We start from the raw sequence: 17,971 nt of genomic DNA on the forward strand, positions 1-17,971 counted from the left end.
CGTCCCTGGGGCCGTACGGACTGCTGTGCGACCGTACGGCCTACGGCCTGACTCAGGCCTGCTCGCCCTCGGCGGCCGGAGCGGCCTCGGCAGCGGGGGCCTCGTCGGCGACGGGCGCCTCTTCGGCGACCGGAGCCTCGGCAGCGGGGGCCTCGGCGGCGGGCGCCTCAGCGGCCGGAGCCTCGGCAGCGGCCTCGGCCGGCTTCTCGGCCTCGTCCGCCTTCTTCTCGCCCTCGAGCAGGTCGCGCTCCCACGCGGCCAGCGGCTCGGCGGCGGCCTTGTCGCCCTTGTCGCCGGTGGCGACGCCGGAGCGGGAGATGAGGCCCTCGGCGACGGCGTCGGCGATCACGCGGGTGAGCAGGGTGACGGAGCGGATCGCGTCGTCGTTGCCCGGGATCTTGTAGTCGACCTCGTCGGGGTCACAGTTGGTGTCGAGGATGGCGACGACCGGGATGTTGAGCTTCCGGGCCTCGCCGACCGCGATGTGCTCCTTCTTGGTGTCCACGATCCAGACGGCGCTGGGCACCTTGGACATCTCGCGGATACCGCCGAGGGTCTTCTCGAGCTTGGCCTTCTCACGCGAGAGGACCAGGAGCTCCTTCTTGGTCAGACCCGAGGCCGCGACGTCCTCGAAGTCGATGAGCTCGAGCTCCTTGAGGCGCTGGAGGCGCTTGTAGACGGTCGAGAAGTTGGTGAGCATGCCGCCCAGCCAGCGCTGGTTGACGTAAGGCATGCCGACGCGGGTCGCCTGCTCGGCGATCGCTTCCTGCGCCTGCTTCTTCGTGCCGACGAACATGACCGTGCCGCCGTGGGCGACGGTCTCCTTGACGAACTCGTAGGCGCGGTCGATGTACGACAGCGACTGGAGCAGGTCGATGATGTAGATGCCGTTGCGCTCGGTGAAGATGAAGCGCTTCATCTTCGGGTTCCAGCGACGGGTCTGGTGACCGAAGTGGACGCCGCTTTCCAGCAGCTCCCGCATCGTGACGACGGCCATGGCCGTTCTCCTTGGGTTTCTCGGTTGTGCCGCGGGAACCGGACGGCTCCCGCGCCTGACGCCCGCGATGCGCCGAGCCACGAAGGACCGAGGGGCGCTGATACCGGGAGACCGACCGTGGCCGGCACCCGATACCGGGGCGTGCGAAGTCGACCCGGTGACCCGGATCGCCAGAAGAAGTGTACGGGACCCGCGGGGCGGCGGGTGACGCCGCTGTCCACAACCGGCGAGTGGTCCACAGGCCGGAGCCGTGATCGCTCGCATGCGGAACGGTCTCCCCATGTACCCGCACACGAAACGACACTCCGGCGGCGTGCCCCTGTCCCTGCGCCTGCCACTGCCGGTGTCCCTCTTCCTGCCGCTGTCCCTGCTCCTGTCGGTCACGATCCTGGTCCTGGCGTCCGTGGCGTGGGCGAACCCGCAGGCCCCGCCGCGAGCCCCCGCGCCCCCTGCGCCCGCGGTCCCGGCGATCGGCCGCGCCTGGCCGGTGGGCACACGCCCGGCGGTGCTGCGCGGCTGGGAGCCCCCGGCGACGCCTTACGCCCGCGGCCACCGAGGCGTCGACCTGGCGGCCCCGCCGGGCGCCCCGGTGCGGACGGTGGCAGCCGGCCGCGTGTCCTTCGCGGGTCGGGTGGCAGGCCGGGGCGTCGTCTCGGTGGAACTGACGGCGACGGGCGAACCACCCCTGCGCACGACATACGAACCGGTACGGGCATCGGTGCGCAAGGGCGACGAGCTCGTCCCGGGCCAGACGGTCGGCACGGTGGAACCGACAGGCTCCCACTGCACCCGGACCTGCGTGCACTGGGGCCTGCTGAGCGGCGGGACCTATCTGGACCCCCTGTCGCTACTGCCCCCATGGCTACGACACACGGGCCCGCCACGACTCCTGCCGGTACTGGGCGTGCCGTTGCCGTGACCCGGCCGATCAGAAGGAACAGACGGGGCGGCGGGGCAGACGGAGCGGTGAGGCAGGCGGGGTGGGCAGGGCGGGCAGGACAGGCGGGGCGGGCAGGACAGGCGGGGCGGGCGGTTCCTCAGCCCTGGACGCCCCTCAGCACCATCGCCACCGCCGCTTCCGTGATCGCCGAGGGGTCCTCCGCGGCGCCGAGTTCGATCCGGCGTACCGCCGCGTCCACGACTCCCTGCAACAGCATCGCCGCCAGGCGGGGCTCGGCGTGGCCCAGCTCCGCCAGCGCCTCCCCGATCATCGCGACGAGGCCGCCGTGCGCGGCCCGGATCTTCTCCCGGGCGCCCGCGTCCAACTCGCTGGCCGAGATCGCGACGACGGCCCGGTGCCGTCGGTCGCCCACCAGCGCGAGCTGCCGCCGCACATACGCCTCGACCTTGGCCTCCGCGCCGTCGACCGCGGCCATGGCCGCCTCGACCTCCGCCGCCCAGACGGGGAAGTCGACCTCGCACAGTTCCTCGACCACGGCGGCGCGCGAGCGGAAGTACTCGTACACGGACGAGCGCGCGAGGCCCGTCCGCTCGGCGAGGGCCGGGAACGTCAGCGCCTCCGTCCCGCCCTCGGACAACAGGGAGCGTGCCGCGTCCAGGAGGGAGGCGCGCTGCATCGATCGGTGCTCGGCCACGGAGGCCGCTCGAATCCTTGGCACGTCAACCACTCTACGGACGCGCCACCCCCGGCGGGAGTGACTCCGCCCGCACTCGTGTCATCCGGCCAGGTCGGCGAACGCGGCTCAACGACCGAAGCTCGCCAGCTTCGCGCGCAGCTGGAGCACGGACTTGGTGTGGATCTGACTGACCCGGCTTTCCGTCACACCCAGCACGTTCCCGATCTCGGCGAGCGTCAGCCCTTCGTAGTAGTACAGCGTGACGACCGTCTTCTCCCGGTCGGGCAGGGTGTTGATGGCCCGCGCCAGGAACCGTCTGAGCTCCCGGTCCTCGGCCACCTCCACGGGGTTGTCCGCGGCCGTGTCCTCCAGCGTGTCCATCAGGCTCAGCCGGTCGCCGCCCTCGCCCCCGACGTGCAGCAGCTCCTCCAGCGCGACCACGTTGGCCAGCGACAACTGGCTGAACACGGCGTGCAGTTCGTCCACCGCGATGCCCAGCTCGGCGGCCACCTCGCACTCCGACGGAGTGCGCCGCAGCCGCGCCTCCAGCGTGGCGTAGGCCCGCTCGACGTTGCGGGCCTTCTGCCGCACCGACCGCGGGATCCAGTCCAGCGCGCGCAGCTCGTCGATCATCGCGCCCCGGATGCGGGTGATCGCGTACGTCTCGAACTTGATCTCCCGGTCGATGTCGAACTTCTCGATCGCGTCGATCAGCCCGAAGACCCCGGAGGACACGAAGTCGGCCTGCTCCACATTGGGCGGCAGTCCGACGCTCACCCGTCCCGCCACGTACTTCACCAGCGGTGAGTAGTGCAGGATCAGCTGCTCCCGCAGCCGCTCGTCCCCGGTCGTCTTGTACGAGCGCCACAGCTCGTCGAGCGTCGAGGGAGCGGGCGGGCGCACGCTGCCACCGTCACGGGCGGCTGGGGGGATCGCCGCCCGGTCGGACCCGGAGGTGTGCTGGGGCATTCGTCGCCTTGTGCCGTTCTGCCGTGAAGTGTGCGAGGTGGGTACCGCATGGTGCAGTGGTGCCGTTCTGTGCCGGAATCCTCGTGAGCGTAGCGTGACTGCGGTGTCGCGGTGCGCGAAGGTCGCGCCCGGACCGGTACGCAGATACGTTCCGCTGGGCGCACTCCGGGGTCGCGCCGGTCGCCGTGGATGATCATCTGAGTGGGTCAACTACCGGAATTCCCAAGGCTTTCGGCGTTCCCCCGGACGGCCGAACACCCCGGGTCAACACGGAGGGCGACCCCCTCGAACGGAGACCATCGCCTGGCGTGTCAACTTCCAGCCGTCGCCGTGTCGTTCGACGTAGCCGAGCGCCTTGAGCTCGTACAGCCTCGCGATCGCGTCGTCCGGTGTGGTGCGGGCCTCGCGGGCGATCTCCTCGGCCGCCGCCGGCCTGCGGGCGGGGAGCGCGGCCAGGACCCGCCGGGCGCCCGGCTCCAGCAGGTCGCGCGGCAGCGCCGGCCCGCGCCGGTCCGGAGCCAGCTCGCCCATGGCACCCACCAGCTCGACGATCTCCGCGGCGTCGGTGACCAGCACGGCCTCCCCCCGCAGCAGCTCGTGCACCCCGGCGGAGAGGCCGCTGGTGGCCGGCCCCGGCACCCCCATGGTGTGGCGGCCCAGCCGCTGCGCCGCCCGCGCGGTGACCAGCGAGCCGCTGCGATAGGCGGCCTCGACGACGACCGTGCCCCGGGTGAGCGCGGCGATCACCCGGTTGCGCAGGATGAACCTGCTCGGCGTCGGATGGTCCCCGGGCGGCAACTCCCCGACCACCAGGCCCTGTTGCGCGATCCGGTTGATCAACTCCGTGTGGCCGCGCGGATAGGGCTGGTCGACCCCGCAGGCGAGGACGGCGACGGTGGCGCCGCCCGCGCCGAGGGCGCCCCGGTGGGCGGCGCCGTCGACTCCGTAGGCCCCGCCGGACACCACGACCCAGCCTCGTTCGGCGAGGCCGCAGGCCAGGGTGGCGGCCATGTGGGCCCCGTACTCGGTGCAGGCGCGGGCTCCGACGACGGCGACCGAGCGCAGCGCCCACATCCGCAGGCTGGGCCGTCCGCGCACCCACAGCCCCAGCGGCCGGGCGTCCCCGAGCTCGTCCAGCGTTCCCGGCCACTCGGCGTCTCCCGGGCACACGAACCGCACCCCTGCCTCCCGCGCGCGGGCCAGATCGCTCTCCGGCTCGGCCCGCCCGGCGCGCGCCCGCAGGCCGGCCCAGCGCCGGGCGGTCACCCCCGGCAGCGGCTCCCCGTCGCTCCGCAGCCGCCGCACCACCTCCGGCACCCCGCGCTCGCGCACCCACTGCCCGCCCACCTCGTCACCGGGCTCGAGGACCCGCCCGAGGAAGACGCGGGCCAGCCGCTCGTCGACCGGCCCGCCCCCGCCGTTCACGTCAGAGCCCCGAGGGCCATCGGCACACCGCGCGGCACCCCCGTGCGCAGTTGCAGGGCCAGGGCCACGTCCATCGCGCCGGGGCGGTCGTGCCCGACGAGGTCGGCGACGGTCCAGGCGACGCGCAGCACCCGGTCGAGCCCCCGGACGGTCAGCACCCCGCGCTCCAGGTTCCGCTCCGCCTCGTCCATGGCCCCGACCGCGGCATGCCAGCGGCTGCGCAGTTCACGTCCCGGCACCTCGCTGTTGGTCCGCCACGGGGTGCCCGCCAGCCGGGCCGCCGCGCGCTCCCGGGCGGCCCGGACCCGGTCGGCGACGGTCGCCGTGGACTCGCCTCCGGGACCGCGGTGCGCGAGCTCGGCCCGGCTGACCGGGTCGACCTCGACGCGCAGGTCGACCCGGTCGAGCAGCGGGCCGGAGAGCCGCGCCTGGTAGCGGCGGATCACCGAGGGCGGACACTCGCACAGGCTGTCCCGTTGCGAGAACCGGCCGCACGGGCAGGGGTTGGCCGCGAGCACCATCAGGAAGCGGGCCGGGAACCGGACCACTCCCGCGCTGCGCGCGATCACCACATGCCCCGCCTCCAGCGGCTGCCGGAGCGCGTCGAGCGCCTGGCTGCCGAATTCCGGGGTCTCGTCGAGGAAGAGCACTCCCCGGTGGGCCAGCGACACGGCGCCGGGCCGGGCCGTCCCGGGGCCGCCCCCGACCAGCGACTGCATGGTGGCCGAGTGGTGCGGGGCGCAGTACGGGGGCATGTCGATGAGGGGTTTGCCCGGTGGCAGCAGCCCGGCCACCGAGTGCACCGCGGTGACCTCCAGCGACTCCTGCCTGCCCAGCCGGGGCAGCACCGCCGGGAGGCGCTCCGCGAGCATGGTCTTGCCCGCCCCCGGCGGTCCTTCCAGGAAGAGGTGGTGTCCGCCGGCCGCGGCCACTTCCACCGCGGTGCGCGCCGAGCCCTGGCCGACCACGTCCGCGAGGTCGTGCTCGTGCTGGGCGGCGCCCAGGCTGTGCATGCCGGTGGCCGCGCCCGTGCCGGGCATCCGCAACCCCGCCAGGAGCGGATCGGGGCGGCCCGCGTCGTCCGGCTCCTCCTCGGGCACGGGCTCGTCCGCGAGGACGGCGATCAGCTGGCGCAGGCTGCGCACCCCGAGCACGGAGACGCCGGGGACGAGCGCCGCTTCGGCTGCGGCGCACTCCGGCACGACCACCTGTTCGTATCCGGCCTCGGCCGCGGCCAGCACCGCGGGCAGGATGCCCCGCACCGGGCGCACCCGGCCGTCCAGGCCCAGCTCCCCGATCATCACGAGGTCGGTGAGCACCCGCGGGTCGATCCGCTCGGCCGCGCCGAGCACGGCGCAGGCCACAGCAAGATCAAAACCGCTGCCGCCCTTGGGCACCGAGGCCGGACTGAGACCGACGGTGAGCTTCTTCTGCGGCCATTCGTCGCCCGAGTTGGCCACCGCCGCCCGTACCCGGTCCCGGCTCTCGGTCAGGCTCTTGTCCGGCAGCCCCACCAGCGTGAACGCCGCCACTCCCGGTTCGAGGTCGGCCTGGACCTCGACGACCACTCCTTCGACGCCCACCAGCGTCACCGAGCACGTACGTGCGAAGCCCATCTCAGGCCACCCCCCGCGCGTGCTCCACGACGGCCGCCCCACGGCGGGGCAGGACGACGCCGATCAGGTCGATGCGGACGCCGCCCGGCGGGGCTCCCCCGTGTGCCTGGATCCACCGCTCGGCCAGGCCGCGCAGACGCTCGGCCTTCTCCGGCGTCACCGCCGCCATCGGGTGCTGGAATCCGCCCCCGCTGCGGGTCTTCACCTCGCAGACGACCAGGACGTCGCCGTCCCTCGCGACGATGTCGATCTCACCGGTCCTGCCAGAGCGCCAGTTGCGCTCCAGGACCGTCATTCCGGCCTCGGCCAGCCGTCGGGCGGCCAGCTCCTCGCCGTACCTGCCGAGTGCACCACGTGCCAGATCCGCGTTCATGTCGGCACCACCTCCGGCACCGACGTTCGCGCATCCGCCGCAACAAAAAGGATCTTGGTGGAGAAGTCGGCGACTGTGGACAACCACGTCACCCGTGCGAGGGAACTAGCTCAGAACTAGCTCCCCGGAAGCTCCAGGTCGCTCTTGTTCAGCTCCTCGATGTTCACGTCCTTGAACGTGAGCACCCGTACCTGCTTCACGAACCGGGCCGGCCGGTACATGTCCCACACCCAGGCGTCCGCCATCGACACCTCGAAGAACACCTCACCCTGGACCGAGTGCACCTGCATCTCGTAGTCATTGGTGAGGTAGAAGCGCCGCTCGGTCTCGATCACGTATTTGAACAGACCGACGACATCGCGGTACTCCCGGTAGAGCTTCAGCTCCATCTCGGTCTCGTACTTCTCGAGGTCCTCGGCGCTCATGGCATGTTCCCCTTCAGCCGTGCGATCCCCCCATTGTGCGCCAGTCCCGTGCGCCCCTAGACGATTTCCGTGTCAAGGGTCACCGGTCCGGCCGGAGGACCTTCGTCGAGCAGCCTGCGCAGCAGCTCGGCGAGTCTGGTCGGATACACCGTCTCATGTGCCCGGGTCAGTTCCTGACACGTCCACCAACGTGCTCCGGCGACGCTGCGCCGCTCCAGCTCGGTCAGGGCCGTCGCGCGGGTCGCCGTCACCGTCGTCCGGGCGAGGAAGTACCACTCGTCCTGGTCCCAGCGACGGCCGGCGAACGGGAAGGAGCACCTGCGCCGCCACAGCACCGGGCCGAGCTCGACCTCGGCGATCCCGGTCTCCTCGACGAGTTCCCGCAGGGCGGCCTCTTCACGGGTCTCGTCGCCCTCCACGCCGCCGCCCGGCGTGAACCACCAGTCGTCGGCCGGGTCGTCGGGTTCATGGCCGTGCAGCAGCAGGATGCGGTCCTGCGGATCCAGCAGGACGACCCGGGCGACCTTGCGCAGCCCGTCTCCGGACGGGTCGAGGATCGCGCCCGTCGAGCCGTCCGCGGGGTCAGCGGGCACCGGCCGGCTCCGACCGGACGCGACGGGCCGACGTCCGCTTGGCGATCGGGCCGTACGCTCCGCCGCCCAGCACCAGCACCGCGCCGACGACGATCATCCAGCCCATCGTCCGCAGCGGACCCGGCTGGGAGAGGGCGCCGAGGGTCTCGAAGCCCGTGGGGCGCTTCAGCATGCCGTTCATGGGCCAGACGACGGCGTCGACGCGCGCCGTGACGGCGCTGCGCGGGACCGTGCCCTGTGCCGCGTCCGAGAGGTGGGCGGTGGAGTCCAGCGAGCCCTCCCGCTCGTCGCCGAGCAGGAACAGCCTGCCCTCGGGGACCGTCACGGTCGGGAAGTTCTTGATCTCGGCCAGGCTGCCCGCCGGCAGATACGGTTCCTCGATCTGCTTGCCGTTGACGGTCAGCTTGCCTTCCGTGCAGCAGGCGACGGTGTCACCGCCGATCGCGACCACCCGCTTGACCACGGCCGAGTCACTCACCCAGGTCTTGTCGGTGAAGACGACGACGTCCCCGCGGCGCACCTCACCGCCGTCGATCCGCTCGGCCAGGACACGGTCGCCGGCGGCGATCGTCGGGCTCATGGAGGAGGTGGGCACGGTGTACGGCCGGTAGACCAGGGCGCCCCAGCCGAATCCGACGAGGAACAGCACGAGGCCCAGTGCGACGGCCAGTCCGGACAGACGCTGTCCGGTCCGGCTGCCCACCGGGCCACTGCTGGTGCCGCCGCCACTGTGCGGGGCCGTACGCGTAGTGCTCTCGCCACCCATGGATCCGCACCCTACCCGGCGGTACCGAACCGGGGCAGCCCCTCTTCCCCGGTCTTCCCGGCCAGGGCCGCAGCCTTGGGAAAGGGTTTGCCGTGCGGCAGGGTGAAGATCAGCGGGTCGTGGAGTCCGCCGTGCGCCGACGGCGCCACAGGACCACCGGCACGACCCCGGCGAGGGCGAGGCCCTGCGGGGCGACCGTCAGGACCGCGGAGGCCGCGGACTGGTTGCTCAGGCCGTCCTGGTCGAAGGTGTCCGGCACCGGCAGCGTGCCCCAGCGGGTGAGCGGCCAGGCCTTGACGATGGCACGGCCGACGACCTGGTCGACGGGCACCATGCCGTGGTTCTTGTCCGACTGGTTGTAGCGCGAGTCACGGGAGTTCTGCCGGTGGTCGCCCATCACCCAGACGTACCCCTTGGGGACCTTCACCGTGAACTGACCGCCCTGGTCGTCCTGGCTGCACGGGGTGTTGCCGGGGTACACGTACGGCTCGTTCAGCGCCTTGCCGTTGACCGTGAGCGGGCCCGTGCCCTTGCAGGAGACGGTGTCGCCGCCTACCCCGATGACCCGCTTGATCAGGTCCTTCTCCTCCGCGGACGGCATCAGGCCGATCCAGCTCAGGAAGGTCTGGAAGGCGTTCGGGTCGACGGTGGCCTCACCGGCCAGCCAGTCGGCGGGGTCGTGGAAGACGACCACCTCGCCGCGCTCCGGCTCCGAGCCGAACCACGGGGTCAGTTTGTCCACCAGGACCCGGTCGCCGATCCTGAGCGTGTTCTCCATCGAGGCCGACGGGATGGAGAACGCCTGCACCAGGAACGTCTTGATGAGCAACGCGAGGACGAGCGCGATGCCGATCAGGATCGGCAGCTCCTTCCAGAAGGAACGCGGCTTCCTCGGCTTCGGGGCCGAGTCGCCGGATCCCAGCTCGTCGGTCCCGGGCGGCTCGTCCGCCGGAGGACCGTCGCCGCCCGCCACGGGGTCATTCCCGGAGGTCACGCCGCCGTCCGGGGCCGGGTCGGCGGCTTCCACGGGGTGTCCGCGGTGATCCTCGCCGTCGTGCCCGGACCGTGCGCCAACCGCCACATCCCCCACGCCAACTCCTCACTCTGTGCCGCTGCCTGCCCCACATACGACGCAGGCCCACCACTCCCATAACGAGCGGGAGTTCCGCAGGGCTCGGGAGTTGTCGAATCGATCCGTTCGGATCGCCGGGAGCAACCCTATGCGACAGCTGGGCGGACGCGGTCGTCGTGGCCGTCGAGCCGGACACGGAAGAGAAAGTTTGCGGTTCGTTGAGGCGGACCACGTGGCCCACCGGCCAGGCGATGACCATCGCCCGCCCCACCACCTCGTCCTCCGAGACGGTGCCGCCGTAGTCGGTGTTCTGATGGGCGCGGGAGTCCGCGGAGTTGGCCCGGTGGTCGCCCATGACCCACAGCCGCCCCTGGGGGACGGTGATGTCGAAGGCCGTGGCGGAGGGTGCGTTGCCGGGGTACAGATACGCCCCCTCCTCCAGGGGAACGCCGTTGACGGTCACCCGGCCCTGCGTGTCACAGCACACGACCCGGTCGCCGCCCACGCCGACGACCCGCTTGATGAGGTCCTTCTCGTTGTCGGACGGCAGCAGACCGATGAAGGTGAGCCCTTCCTTGATCTGCTTGACGACGATCGGGTCCTCCTTCTTGGTCGTCGTCTGCTCGTCGTCCAGCCAGCCGCCGGGGTCCTTGAAGACGACGACGTCCCCGCGCTCGGGCTTCGAGCCGAACCACGGGGTGAACTTGTCGACCAGGACGCGGTCGCCGATCCGGATCGTCTGTTCCATGGAGCCGGACGGGATCACGAAGGCCTGCACGAGGAAGGTCTTCAGCACCAGGGCTATCAGGACGGCGACGCCGACCAGCAGCGGTATCTCCCGGACGGCCGACCGCCTGCGTTTGCGCTTGACCTTGCGCTGGAGCTTGCGCCGCTCCGCGCGCGAGCGGCCGCCGGCCGGGCTGGCGGCGCGCCGGACGCCGGTGGGCAGGAGTTGGTCCGCGGCGGAGGTGGGCACGCCGCGCGGCTTGCCGCGGTTACCCATGGGCGCCCTCCGGGCCGGGCACGCGCGCGTAGGCGCCCGGCCGGGGCAGACGCGTGAGGTGGGCGAAAGGCCAGACGATCCAGTCGGCGCGGCCGATCACCGCGTCGACGGGGATCATGCCGCCGCCCGGTGAGCCCAGGTGGTCCCGGGAGTCGCTGGAGTGGCTGCGATGGTCGCCGAGGACGAACAGGGCGCCGTCCGGCACGACCGCGTCGAAGTCCACCGTTGACGGGCTGTCGCCGGGATACAGGAACGTCGACTCGTCGACCGACCGGCCGTTCACCTGGATCCTCCCCTCCTTGTCGCAGCAGACCACGTGGTCTCCCCCTACACCCACGACGCGCTTGATGTAGTCGGAGTTCCCGAAGTACCCGGTGCCGTCGAACACGATGACGTCGCCGCGGCGCGGCTCGGCACCGAAACGGTACGCCAACTTATTTACGAGAACCCGGTCACCGATCCTCAATCCGTTTTCCATGGATCCGCTGGGAATCTGGAATGGTTGCGCCACGAAAGCGTTGAGGACCAGCAAAAACACCAGGCAGACCAGCAGGGTGAGGCTGATCCGGCCGCCCGGGATCCGCTCCGTGATCCACGCCACCAACGCGAAACGCGACCGGCCCTCCGCGCCCGCTGGTTCAGGGCTGGAGGAGCGGTCGCGCTCCGTCGTCGTTCGAGCTTCGGTGTCCATCGGGGCCAGATGCTATCCGGCCCCTCCATGAACCCCTGAAGGCACTCAGTTGTCGCGCTTCTCCTTGATCTTCGCGGCCTTGCCGCGCAGCTCACGGAGGTAGTACAGCTTCGCGCGACGCACGTCACCGCGGGTGACGAGCTCGATCTTCTCGACGATCGGGGTGTGCACCGGGAACGTGCGCTCGACGCCGACGGAGAAGGAGACCTTGCGGACCGTGAAGGTCTCGCGGACACCGGCGCCCTGGCGGCGGATGACTACGCCCTTGAACTGCTGCACACGGGAGCGGTTGCCCTCGATGACGCGGACGTGGACGTTGACGGTGTCACCCGGGCGGAAGGCCGGGATGTCGCTGCGCAGCGACGCGGCGTCGACATTGTCGAGCAGGTGAGACATTTCGTCTGCTTTCTTCGCTGATGCCACAGGTCATCAACGGAACTAGATGTTCGAGGATTGAGTGCCGTGTGCCCGTCGAGGCGGGCGTCGTGTCCCCCTGCGGCAGGGGCGCACACCGGACGGCGCACAACAGCGACCTATTCTTCCATGCCCTCGGTCCTGCGCCAAAATCGACCGTACGGCGCACCCTCCGGGTCAGGCGACCAGCCCAGGATGGAGAGCATCTCGCGGTCCTTCTTGTCGAAGGTCTTCGGATCGCAGCGCTCGATGAGGTCGGGCCGGTTGGCCGTGGTGCGGCGCAGGGCCTCGTCGCGTCGCCAGCGTGCGATCTTCCCGTGGTGGCCGCTGAGCAGCACCTCGGGGATCTCCCGGCCGCGCCAGGCGGGCGGCTTGGTGTAGACGGGGCCTTCCAGGAGGTTGGCCATGGCGCCGGGGGCGAAGGAGTCGTCGCGGTGCGACTCCGCGTTGCCGAGCACACCGGGCAGCAGCCGCGCCACGGCCTCGGTGACGACGAGGACGGCGGCCTCGCCGCCGGCCAGGACGTAGTCGCCGATGGAGACCTCGTAGACCGGGATCCGGGTGGCGTACTCGTCGATGACCCGCCGGTCGATGCCCTCGTAGCGGGCCGGGGTGAAGATCAGCCAGGGGCGTTCGGAGAGCTCGACCGCCAGTTCCTGGGTGAAGGGACGGCCGCTGGGGGTCGGGACGACGATCGCGGGCGCGTGCGAGCCGCGCTCATAGCCGTCGGCGAGGATCGAGTCGAGGGCGGCGCCCCAGGGGTCGGTCTTCATGACCATGCCGGGCCCGCCGCCGTAGGGGGTGTCGTCGACGGTGTTGTGCCGGTCGTACGTCCACTCCCGCAGGTCGTGCACCCTGACGTCGAGCTGTCCACGCGCGCGTGCCTTGCCGACGAGGGAGACGTTCAGCGGGTCGAGGTACTCGGGGAAGATCGTGACGACGTCGAGGCGCATCACGACCCGCCCTCGCCGGAGCCCTCGGCCGCGTCCCGGGAGGACGCGATCTCTGCCCGGTCGTCGATGAGCCCCGGCGGCGGGTCGATGACCGCCCGCTGCTCCTCAAGGTCGATCTCGATGACGATCGACTCCACGAAGGGGATGAGGACCTCGCTGCCGTCCGCGCGCTCCACGATGAACAGGTCCTGCGAGGGCAGGTGCGAGATCTCGGTGATCCGGCCGACCTCGACGCCTTCCTTGGTGACCACGTCCAGGTCCATCAACTGGTGGTCGTAGTACTCGTCCTCTTCCTCGGGGAGCGCCTCCGGGTCCACCTCGGCGATCAGGAGCGTGTTGCGCAGCGCCTCGGCGGCGTTGCGGTCCTTCACGCCCTCGAAGCGCAGAAGGAGCCGGCCGCTGTGGACGCGTCCGGTCTCGATGGTGAGCGGGCCCGTCGAGGCGGGGTCGGTCATCAGCACGGCGCCGGGCGCGAGCCTCAGCTCCGGCTCGTCGGTGCGAACCTCGACGGTGACCTCGCCCTTGATGCCGTGGGCGCGGCCGATCCGTGCGACTACGAGCTGCACTTCTCAAAGTCTCCTGTCGTAACGACTACGGGCCGGGGACGGCCCAGTAGGCCTTCCCCGGCCCGAGCCGGTGCTGCGAAACGCGTCAGCGGACGTGGTCCACATCGACGAGGTCGACGCGGACGCCCCGGCCGCCGATGGCGCCCACGACGGTGCGCAGAGCGCGCGCGGTGCGGCCGTTGCGGCCGATCACCTTGCCGAGGTCGTCCGGGTGGACCCGGACCTCGAGCACGCGCCCGCGGCGCAGGTTGCGGGAAGCGACCTGCACCTCGTCGGGGTTGTCGACGATGCCCTTCACGAGGTGCTCAAGCGCCTCTTCGAGCATGCTGCTCAGGCCTCGGTCGACTCAGAGGACTCGGCCGCGGCCTCGTCCTTCTTCTCGGCCTTCTTCTTCTGGGTGATGGCCTCACCCTTGCCCGAGTCGTCTCCGCCGAGGGCCTCGAACGACGGGCGAGCCCTCTTCGGCTCGGCGACGAGCAGCGGCGCCGGGGCGGGCTCGCCCTTGAACTTCTGCCAGTCGCCGGTCTTCTTCAGGATGGCGAGCACGGGCTCGGTCGGCTGCGCGCCGACACCCAGCCAGTACGCCACGCGGTCGGCGTCGACCTCCATGACCGACGGGTTGTACGTCGGCTGGTACTTGCCGATCTCCTCGATCGCACGGCCGTCACGACGGGTGCGGGAGTCGGCGACGACGATGCGGTAGTGAGGCGAACGGATCTTGCCCAGACGCTTCAGCTTGATCTTGACTGCCACGGGAGTGGGTTCTCCTGGTTTTGACGTGGTTGGGCACGGCAGATTGCCGCGTGGGGTTGCGGTACCCGAGTGCCCGATGGACGCGTCAGCCGGAGGAGAGAGGGGTCCTGTGCGACTGTCGAGTACAGCTAGCCATTGTGCCACACCACCTGGGCCCCTTCCGGCCACGGGTGGTCGGGGCATGACTGACGGACGCCCGGCGCCCGCGAGGCGCCGTCGACAGGACGACGACGGCTCCCCACGTCACGCTGAACCGGCAGCCACGAGATGCCGGTGCATGAACTGCCCGTGACTAGGCCGCGCCGACGATCTCCGGGATCCGGAACGGCTTGCCGCAGCCCCCGCACACGATCGGCGCCTGGGCCAGGACCGAGGGCACGACCCGTACGTTGCGCCCGCAGTCGCAGACGGCCTTGACCCGGACGCCTCCGCCGGAGGAGCCGTGGCGGGCCGCCGGACCGCGGAACGTGCGGGTGGTGTCGGCTGAGGTGGCCGCCGTGTGGGCCTTGAGGGCCCGCTGGAGACGCTCGATCGTCGGACGGTAGCGACGCTTGGCCTCGGGGTTGAGCGTGACCAGGGAGAAACCGCTGCTCGGGTGGGGTTCCTCGGGGTGGTCCAGGCCCAGCTCCTCAGCGATCGCGAGGAATCTGCGGTTGTGGTAGCGGCCGGCACGGGAGGTGTCGCGGACGCCTCGGGCGGCGGCGATGCCATGGACTGCCTCGTGAAGCAGTCGCTCGAAGGAGAGCTCGTGACCGCAGGCGGACGACGACTCCCCGATCAGGGACTCTGGCGCGGCGAGATCCGGCAGTTCGGGGTGGTACCGCTGAATGTCGGCCCACGCCTCTGCCAGCTCTGCGGCGAGAACTGGTGGTGTCTGTGTCGTGCTCACGTAATGACAACGAGCGGGAGTGCCCCTGTGTTCCTATTCCGGGGCATCCCAAATAATTTGCACGTACCCGTCAGTTGCCACTGATGCGTGGAGACGAGGGCGGGTGCGCTGATCTGCGGAGAAGCCTCACAGCTCATACCAAGCTGGTGCGTAGACCCCCGTACGCCCCGGCGCGTAGACCATGTCCGCGCGCCGGGGCAGGGATGATCCGCAGGGGCGCAAGGGGCGTTTCGGCCGCTCTCGCGGGCGGAGGGCGCTGTCTCAGTAAGCGCGCGCGACGATCGCGACGTTACCGGGAGCGTCCCCGTCGTCCGGCACCGACCCGTCCTCGGCGACCAGACACCGTACGGTCAGCGACCGCTCGGCCAGCCTGGCCTCGCCCTCTTCGCCGAGGGTCGCCCACGGGACGCGCGCCCAACCGCCGGCGACGGCTGCCTCGGCCGCCTCCTCGATCGTCGACACTTCGACCGTGCGGGACTCGCGGCGCTCGCGGGACTGCTTCAGCAGCAGCGCCTGGTCCTCTTCGAGGAGGGCGGGCAGCAGGCCGACGATCGTGTCGATCGCCACCGGCGCCTTCCCGCCCGGGATGCGCCGGGCCAGCATCGCCGTGCCGCTCTCCAGGTCACGGGGCCCGATCTCGATGCGGACGGGCACGCCCTTGAGCTCCCAGTCGACCGCGCGCCGCCCGAAGGGGATGTCGGTGCGGTCGTCGACCCGGACGCGCAGGCCCGCCGCCTTCAGCCGGTCGCCCAGCTCGCGCACCTTGGCCAGAACCGCCTCGTCGCCCTTGATCGCCAGGACGACGACCTGGATGTGCGCCAGCCGCGGCGGCACCCGCAGCCCGTCGTCGTCGCCGTGGGTCATCACCAGGGCGCCGATCATGCGGGTCGTCGAACCCCAGGAGGTCTGCCAGACCAGTTCCTGGGCGCCGTCCTTCGAGAGGTACCGGGTGTTGAAGGCCTTGGCGAAGTTCTGGCCCAGCTCATGGCTGGTGACCATCTGGAGGGCCTTGCCGTCGCCCATCATGCTTTCGAGCGTCAGCGTGTTGATGGCCCCCGCGAAGCGCTCCTTGACCGTCTTGCGGCCGGCGACGAAGTCGATCGCCAGGACGTTCTCCAGGAAGTCGCCGTAGACCTCGCGGTGGATGTGCGCGGCGAAGTCGCGGGCCTCCTCGTAGGTGGCGTGGGCCGTGTGCCCCTCCTGCCACAAGAACTCGGAGGTGCGCAGGAACAGGCGCGGCCGCAGCTCCCAACGGACCACGTTGGCCCACTGGTTGATCAGCAGGGGCAGGTCGCGGTAGCTCTGCACCCACTTGGAGAAGTACTCGTTGATGATGGTCTCGGACGTGGGCCGGACGACCGCCGGCTCCTCCAGTTCCTTGCCGCCGCCGTGCGTGACCACGGCCAACTCGGGCGCGAAACCTTCGACATGGTCCGCCTCGCGCGTGAGGTACGACTGCGGGATCAGCAGCGGGAAGTACGCGTTCTCGGTGCCCGTCTCCTTGATGCGGGCGTCCATCTCCGCCTGCATCCGCTCCCACAGCCCGTAACCGTACGGTCGGATCACCATCGTGCCGCGCACTGGGCCGTTGTCGGCCAGTTCCGCCTTGTTGATCAGATCCTGGTACCAGCGGGGGAAATCGTCTGCCCGAGGGGTGAGAACGGGTGCCTTTGCCATGGCGCGATGGTACGGGCCCAAGTTGCCGGAATGTGAATTCTGGCCACAGGCACAGCAAGTCCACAAGCCGGGCCCCGAGACCCCTGGACGCGGTCGCGTACGGGGAGTTACCTGACATACGGGGGAAGTGCGAGCGCACTGCACGGGGGCCACCTGATCGGTTACTGCGTCGATTCTCGGCGGATTGGGGCGCTTATCCATGACACCTACGCTCGTGCGACAGCACCTGCCGCACGCGGGACCGACGTCCCGCGCGGACCTGGATGCACGCGCGCGTGACTGGTCGGAGATCCAGGAGCGGATGCTGGTACCGCTCTACGAGGCCGTGTACGAGCGACTGGACGTGGGGGCCGGCACCCGGCTCCTCGCCCTCGGCTGCGGCTCCGGGCTCGCCCTGCTGATGGCCGCCGCCAGAGGCGCGGCCGCGCTCACGGGCAGCGAGCCCTCCTCCCCCGAGCGGCTGGCCCTCGCCCGCGAGCGACTGCTGCCGAAGGAACCCGAGGAGCGCGCCGCACGCGCGCGTGCGGGAAGCGACGGCAGCGGCGGCGCCGACATCCGGCTCACCGCCCGCTCGCCGAAGGACGCGGCCGACGCGAAGACGCCCGCGTACGACCTGGTGACCGCCTTCGAGCCGATCGGGTGCCGCGCGGGCGACGCGGACCGGCTCGCCGCCCTGCTCAGCGAGGCGAAGCCGCTCGCCGTGCGCGGCGCGGCCGTGGTGCTGGTCGGCTGGGGCCCTCCGGAGCGCTGTGCCACGTCGGCGGTGCTGCGGGTCGCGGCCAAGCTGGCCGATCCGCTGCGCGGCGGCACGGTCCGGCTGCGTCCGGCCCTGCGCGACGACCTGGAGGAGGTCGCCGGCCGGGCGGGCCTGCGGCCGGACGGATCGGGGCGGGTGGCCTGCCCGTTCGGGTACGCGGACGTGGAGAGCGCCCTCAAGGGCCTGCTGTCCACCGGCCTGTTCGACGCGGCGGTCTCGGCGACGGACCAGGCGCAGGTCGACAAGGAGCTGACGGAGGCACTGCACCCGTACCGCCGGCCGGACGGCACGGTGTGGATGCCGAACGTCTTCCGCTACCTCATCGCCCGCACGCCCTGAGCGCACGCCCCCGGGGTGGGGCTAGGGGGCTTCTGATGGATCTCCGCGGCGTCGCGACGCCCGGCACGCACTCTCGCCGCACCGGGCGAAAGCCCTAGTAGCTCCGCTACGAGGAC

General features: G+C 71.2%; 21 protein-coding genes. 2 read left to right on the top strand and 19 right to left on the bottom strand.

Features of this window, described 5'->3' with window-relative positions; genetic code table 11:
• Nucleotides 1–52 precede the first annotated feature (52 nt).
• The gene (gene rpsB, locus AB0J04_RS03085) at nucleotides 53–997 is read right to left on the bottom strand and encodes a 30S ribosomal protein S2 (protein WP_363166624.1); all 945 of its coding nucleotides are present in this window, start codon (nucleotides 995–997) and stop codon (nucleotides 53–55) included.
• Between the two features lie 280 nt (nucleotides 998–1,277).
• On the opposite strand from rpsB, the gene AB0J04_RS03090 reads away from it, so the two are divergent.
• Complete coding sequence (locus AB0J04_RS03090) at nucleotides 1,278–1,916, top strand: M23 family metallopeptidase (RefSeq protein ID WP_363166625.1); 639 nt, start codon at nucleotides 1,278–1,280, stop codon at nucleotides 1,914–1,916.
• A gap of 118 nt (nucleotides 1,917–2,034) precedes the next feature.
• On the opposite strand, the gene AB0J04_RS03095 is transcribed toward AB0J04_RS03090, so the two are convergent.
• The 18 genes from AB0J04_RS03095 to proS all read right to left on the bottom strand — a co-directional run bounded on the left by AB0J04_RS03095 (nucleotide 2,035) and on the right by proS (nucleotide 16,759).
• Nucleotides 2,035–2,592 carry a helix-turn-helix domain-containing protein gene (locus AB0J04_RS03095; RefSeq protein ID WP_363166644.1) on the bottom strand — a complete coding sequence of 186 codons (558 nt, stop codon included), beginning with the start codon at nucleotides 2,590–2,592 and terminating at the stop codon, nucleotides 2,035–2,037.
• Nucleotides 2,593–2,700: 108 nt separating this feature from the next.
• Nucleotides 2,701–3,543 carry an RNA polymerase sigma factor WhiG gene (gene whiG / locus AB0J04_RS03100; protein ID WP_351911615.1) on the bottom strand — a complete coding sequence of 281 codons (843 nt, stop codon included), beginning with the start codon at nucleotides 3,541–3,543 and terminating at the stop codon, nucleotides 2,701–2,703.
• Between the two features lie 264 nt (nucleotides 3,544–3,807).
• Nucleotides 3,808–4,968, bottom strand: a complete 1,161-nt coding sequence (gene dprA / locus AB0J04_RS03105) for a DNA-processing protein DprA (protein WP_363166626.1) — start codon at nucleotides 4,966–4,968, stop codon at nucleotides 3,808–3,810.
• Nucleotides 4,965–6,584: a YifB family Mg chelatase-like AAA ATPase gene (locus AB0J04_RS03110; protein WP_363166627.1), complete on the bottom strand. Its 1,620-nt coding sequence runs from the start codon at nucleotides 6,582–6,584 to the stop codon at nucleotides 4,965–4,967. The genes dprA and AB0J04_RS03110 overlap by 4 nt, the downstream gene beginning before the upstream one ends.
• Before the next feature lies 1 nt (nucleotide 6,585).
• Nucleotides 6,586–6,957, bottom strand: coding sequence for a YraN family protein (locus tag AB0J04_RS03115; protein ID WP_363166628.1), 372 nt, complete (start codon nucleotides 6,955–6,957; stop codon nucleotides 6,586–6,588).
• 116 nt (nucleotides 6,958–7,073) lie between these two features.
• Nucleotides 7,074–7,382: a DUF2469 domain-containing protein gene (locus AB0J04_RS03120; protein ID WP_005311352.1), complete on the bottom strand. Its 309-nt coding sequence runs from the start codon at nucleotides 7,380–7,382 to the stop codon at nucleotides 7,074–7,076.
• A gap of 56 nt (nucleotides 7,383–7,438) precedes the next feature.
• The gene (locus AB0J04_RS03125; RefSeq protein ID WP_363166629.1) at nucleotides 7,439–7,975 is read right to left on the bottom strand and encodes an NUDIX hydrolase; all 537 of its coding nucleotides are present in this window, start codon (nucleotides 7,973–7,975) and stop codon (nucleotides 7,439–7,441) included.
• Complete coding sequence (lepB, locus tag AB0J04_RS03130; protein ID WP_363166630.1) at nucleotides 7,965–8,741, bottom strand: signal peptidase I; 777 nt, start codon at nucleotides 8,739–8,741, stop codon at nucleotides 7,965–7,967. Before lepB (AB0J04_RS03130) ends, AB0J04_RS03125 begins: the two co-directional genes overlap by 11 nt.
• 109 nt (nucleotides 8,742–8,850) lie before the next feature.
• Nucleotides 8,851–9,831, bottom strand: coding sequence for a signal peptidase I (gene lepB, locus AB0J04_RS03135; protein WP_363166631.1), 981 nt, complete (start codon nucleotides 9,829–9,831; stop codon nucleotides 8,851–8,853).
• Complete coding sequence (gene lepB / locus AB0J04_RS03140; protein ID WP_363166632.1) at nucleotides 9,719–10,816, bottom strand: signal peptidase I; 1,098 nt, start codon at nucleotides 10,814–10,816, stop codon at nucleotides 9,719–9,721. Before lepB (AB0J04_RS03140) ends, lepB (AB0J04_RS03135) begins: the two co-directional genes overlap by 113 nt.
• Nucleotides 10,809–11,507, bottom strand: coding sequence for a signal peptidase I (gene lepB / locus AB0J04_RS03145; protein WP_363166633.1), 699 nt, complete (start codon nucleotides 11,505–11,507; stop codon nucleotides 10,809–10,811). Before lepB (AB0J04_RS03145) ends, lepB (AB0J04_RS03140) begins: the two co-directional genes overlap by 8 nt.
• A gap of 45 nt (nucleotides 11,508–11,552) precedes the next feature.
• Nucleotides 11,553–11,903 (bottom strand): 50S ribosomal protein L19, encoded by a 351-nt coding sequence (rplS, locus tag AB0J04_RS03150; RefSeq protein WP_363166634.1) that lies wholly within the window; start codon nucleotides 11,901–11,903, stop codon nucleotides 11,553–11,555.
• 137 nt (nucleotides 11,904–12,040) lie between these two features.
• Complete coding sequence (gene trmD, locus AB0J04_RS03155; protein WP_363166635.1) at nucleotides 12,041–12,874, bottom strand: tRNA (guanosine(37)-N1)-methyltransferase TrmD; 834 nt, start codon at nucleotides 12,872–12,874, stop codon at nucleotides 12,041–12,043.
• Nucleotides 12,874–13,440 carry a ribosome maturation factor RimM gene (gene rimM, locus AB0J04_RS03160; protein WP_363166636.1) on the bottom strand — a complete coding sequence of 189 codons (567 nt, stop codon included), beginning with the start codon at nucleotides 13,438–13,440 and terminating at the stop codon, nucleotides 12,874–12,876. The genes trmD and rimM overlap by 1 nt, the downstream gene beginning before the upstream one ends.
• Before the next feature lie 85 nt (nucleotides 13,441–13,525).
• Nucleotides 13,526–13,765, bottom strand: a complete 240-nt coding sequence (locus tag AB0J04_RS03165) for an RNA-binding protein (RefSeq protein ID WP_221353916.1) — start codon at nucleotides 13,763–13,765, stop codon at nucleotides 13,526–13,528.
• A 5-nt stretch (nucleotides 13,766–13,770) separates the two neighbouring features.
• Nucleotides 13,771–14,193 (bottom strand): 30S ribosomal protein S16, encoded by a 423-nt coding sequence (gene rpsP / locus AB0J04_RS03170; protein WP_363166637.1) that lies wholly within the window; start codon nucleotides 14,191–14,193, stop codon nucleotides 13,771–13,773.
• Nucleotides 14,194–14,485: 292 nt separating this feature from the next.
• Nucleotides 14,486–15,082, bottom strand: a complete 597-nt coding sequence (locus AB0J04_RS03175; protein ID WP_351911628.1) for a hypothetical protein — start codon at nucleotides 15,080–15,082, stop codon at nucleotides 14,486–14,488.
• A 261-nt stretch (nucleotides 15,083–15,343) separates the two neighbouring features.
• The gene (proS, locus tag AB0J04_RS03180; RefSeq protein ID WP_363166638.1) at nucleotides 15,344–16,759 is read right to left on the bottom strand and encodes a proline--tRNA ligase; all 1,416 of its coding nucleotides are present in this window, start codon (nucleotides 16,757–16,759) and stop codon (nucleotides 15,344–15,346) included.
• Between the two features lie 199 nt (nucleotides 16,760–16,958).
• Here proS and AB0J04_RS03185 point away from each other — a divergent pair, with 199 nt between their 5' ends.
• The gene (locus AB0J04_RS03185) at nucleotides 16,959–17,855 is read left to right on the top strand and encodes an SAM-dependent methyltransferase (RefSeq protein ID WP_363166639.1); all 897 of its coding nucleotides are present in this window, start codon (nucleotides 16,959–16,961) and stop codon (nucleotides 17,853–17,855) included.
• Nucleotides 17,856–17,971: the final 116 nt, after the last annotated feature.

It is taken from the genome of Streptomyces sp. NPDC050263, assembly GCF_040655955.1.
Lineage (GTDB): Bacteria > Actinomycetota > Actinomycetes > Streptomycetales > Streptomycetaceae > Streptomyces.

What these genes read in the sequence shown, in the direction of transcription:
- AB0J04_RS03165 (WP_221353916.1), bottom strand. Translation starts at nt 13,765, where the DNA reads ATGCTCGAAGAGGCGCTTGAGCACCTCGTGAAGGGCATCGTCGACAAC.
- AB0J04_RS03110 (WP_363166627.1), bottom strand. Translation starts at nt 6,584, where the DNA reads ATGGGCTTCGCACGTACGTGCTCGGTGACGCTGGTGGGCGTCGAAGGA.
- proS (WP_363166638.1), bottom strand. Translation starts at nt 16,759, where the DNA reads ATGGCAAAGGCACCCGTTCTCACCCCTCGGGCAGACGATTTCCCCCGC.
- lepB (WP_363166632.1), bottom strand. Translation starts at nt 10,816, where the DNA reads ATGGGTAACCGCGGCAAGCCGCGCGGCGTGCCCACCTCCGCCGCGGAC.
- trmD (WP_363166635.1), bottom strand. Translation starts at nt 12,874, where the DNA reads ATGCGCCTCGACGTCGTCACGATCTTCCCCGAGTACCTCGACCCGCTG.
- AB0J04_RS03115 (WP_363166628.1), bottom strand. Translation starts at nt 6,957, where the DNA reads ATGAACGCGGATCTGGCACGTGGTGCACTCGGCAGGTACGGCGAGGAG.
- AB0J04_RS03120 (WP_005311352.1), bottom strand. Translation starts at nt 7,382, where the DNA reads ATGAGCGCCGAGGACCTCGAGAAGTACGAGACCGAGATGGAGCTGAAG.
- rplS (WP_363166634.1), bottom strand. Translation starts at nt 11,903, where the DNA reads ATGTCTCACCTGCTCGACAATGTCGACGCCGCGTCGCTGCGCAGCGAC.
- AB0J04_RS03090 (WP_363166625.1), top strand. Translation starts at nt 1,278, where the DNA reads ATGTACCCGCACACGAAACGACACTCCGGCGGCGTGCCCCTGTCCCTG.
- rpsB (WP_363166624.1), bottom strand. Translation starts at nt 997, where the DNA reads ATGGCCGTCGTCACGATGCGGGAGCTGCTGGAAAGCGGCGTCCACTTC.
- lepB (WP_363166633.1), bottom strand. Translation starts at nt 11,507, where the DNA reads ATGGACACCGAAGCTCGAACGACGACGGAGCGCGACCGCTCCTCCAGC.
- whiG (WP_351911615.1), bottom strand. Translation starts at nt 3,543, where the DNA reads ATGCCCCAGCACACCTCCGGGTCCGACCGGGCGGCGATCCCCCCAGCC.
- AB0J04_RS03185 (WP_363166639.1), top strand. Translation starts at nt 16,959, where the DNA reads ATGACACCTACGCTCGTGCGACAGCACCTGCCGCACGCGGGACCGACG.
- lepB (WP_363166630.1), bottom strand. Translation starts at nt 8,741, where the DNA reads ATGGGTGGCGAGAGCACTACGCGTACGGCCCCGCACAGTGGCGGCGGC.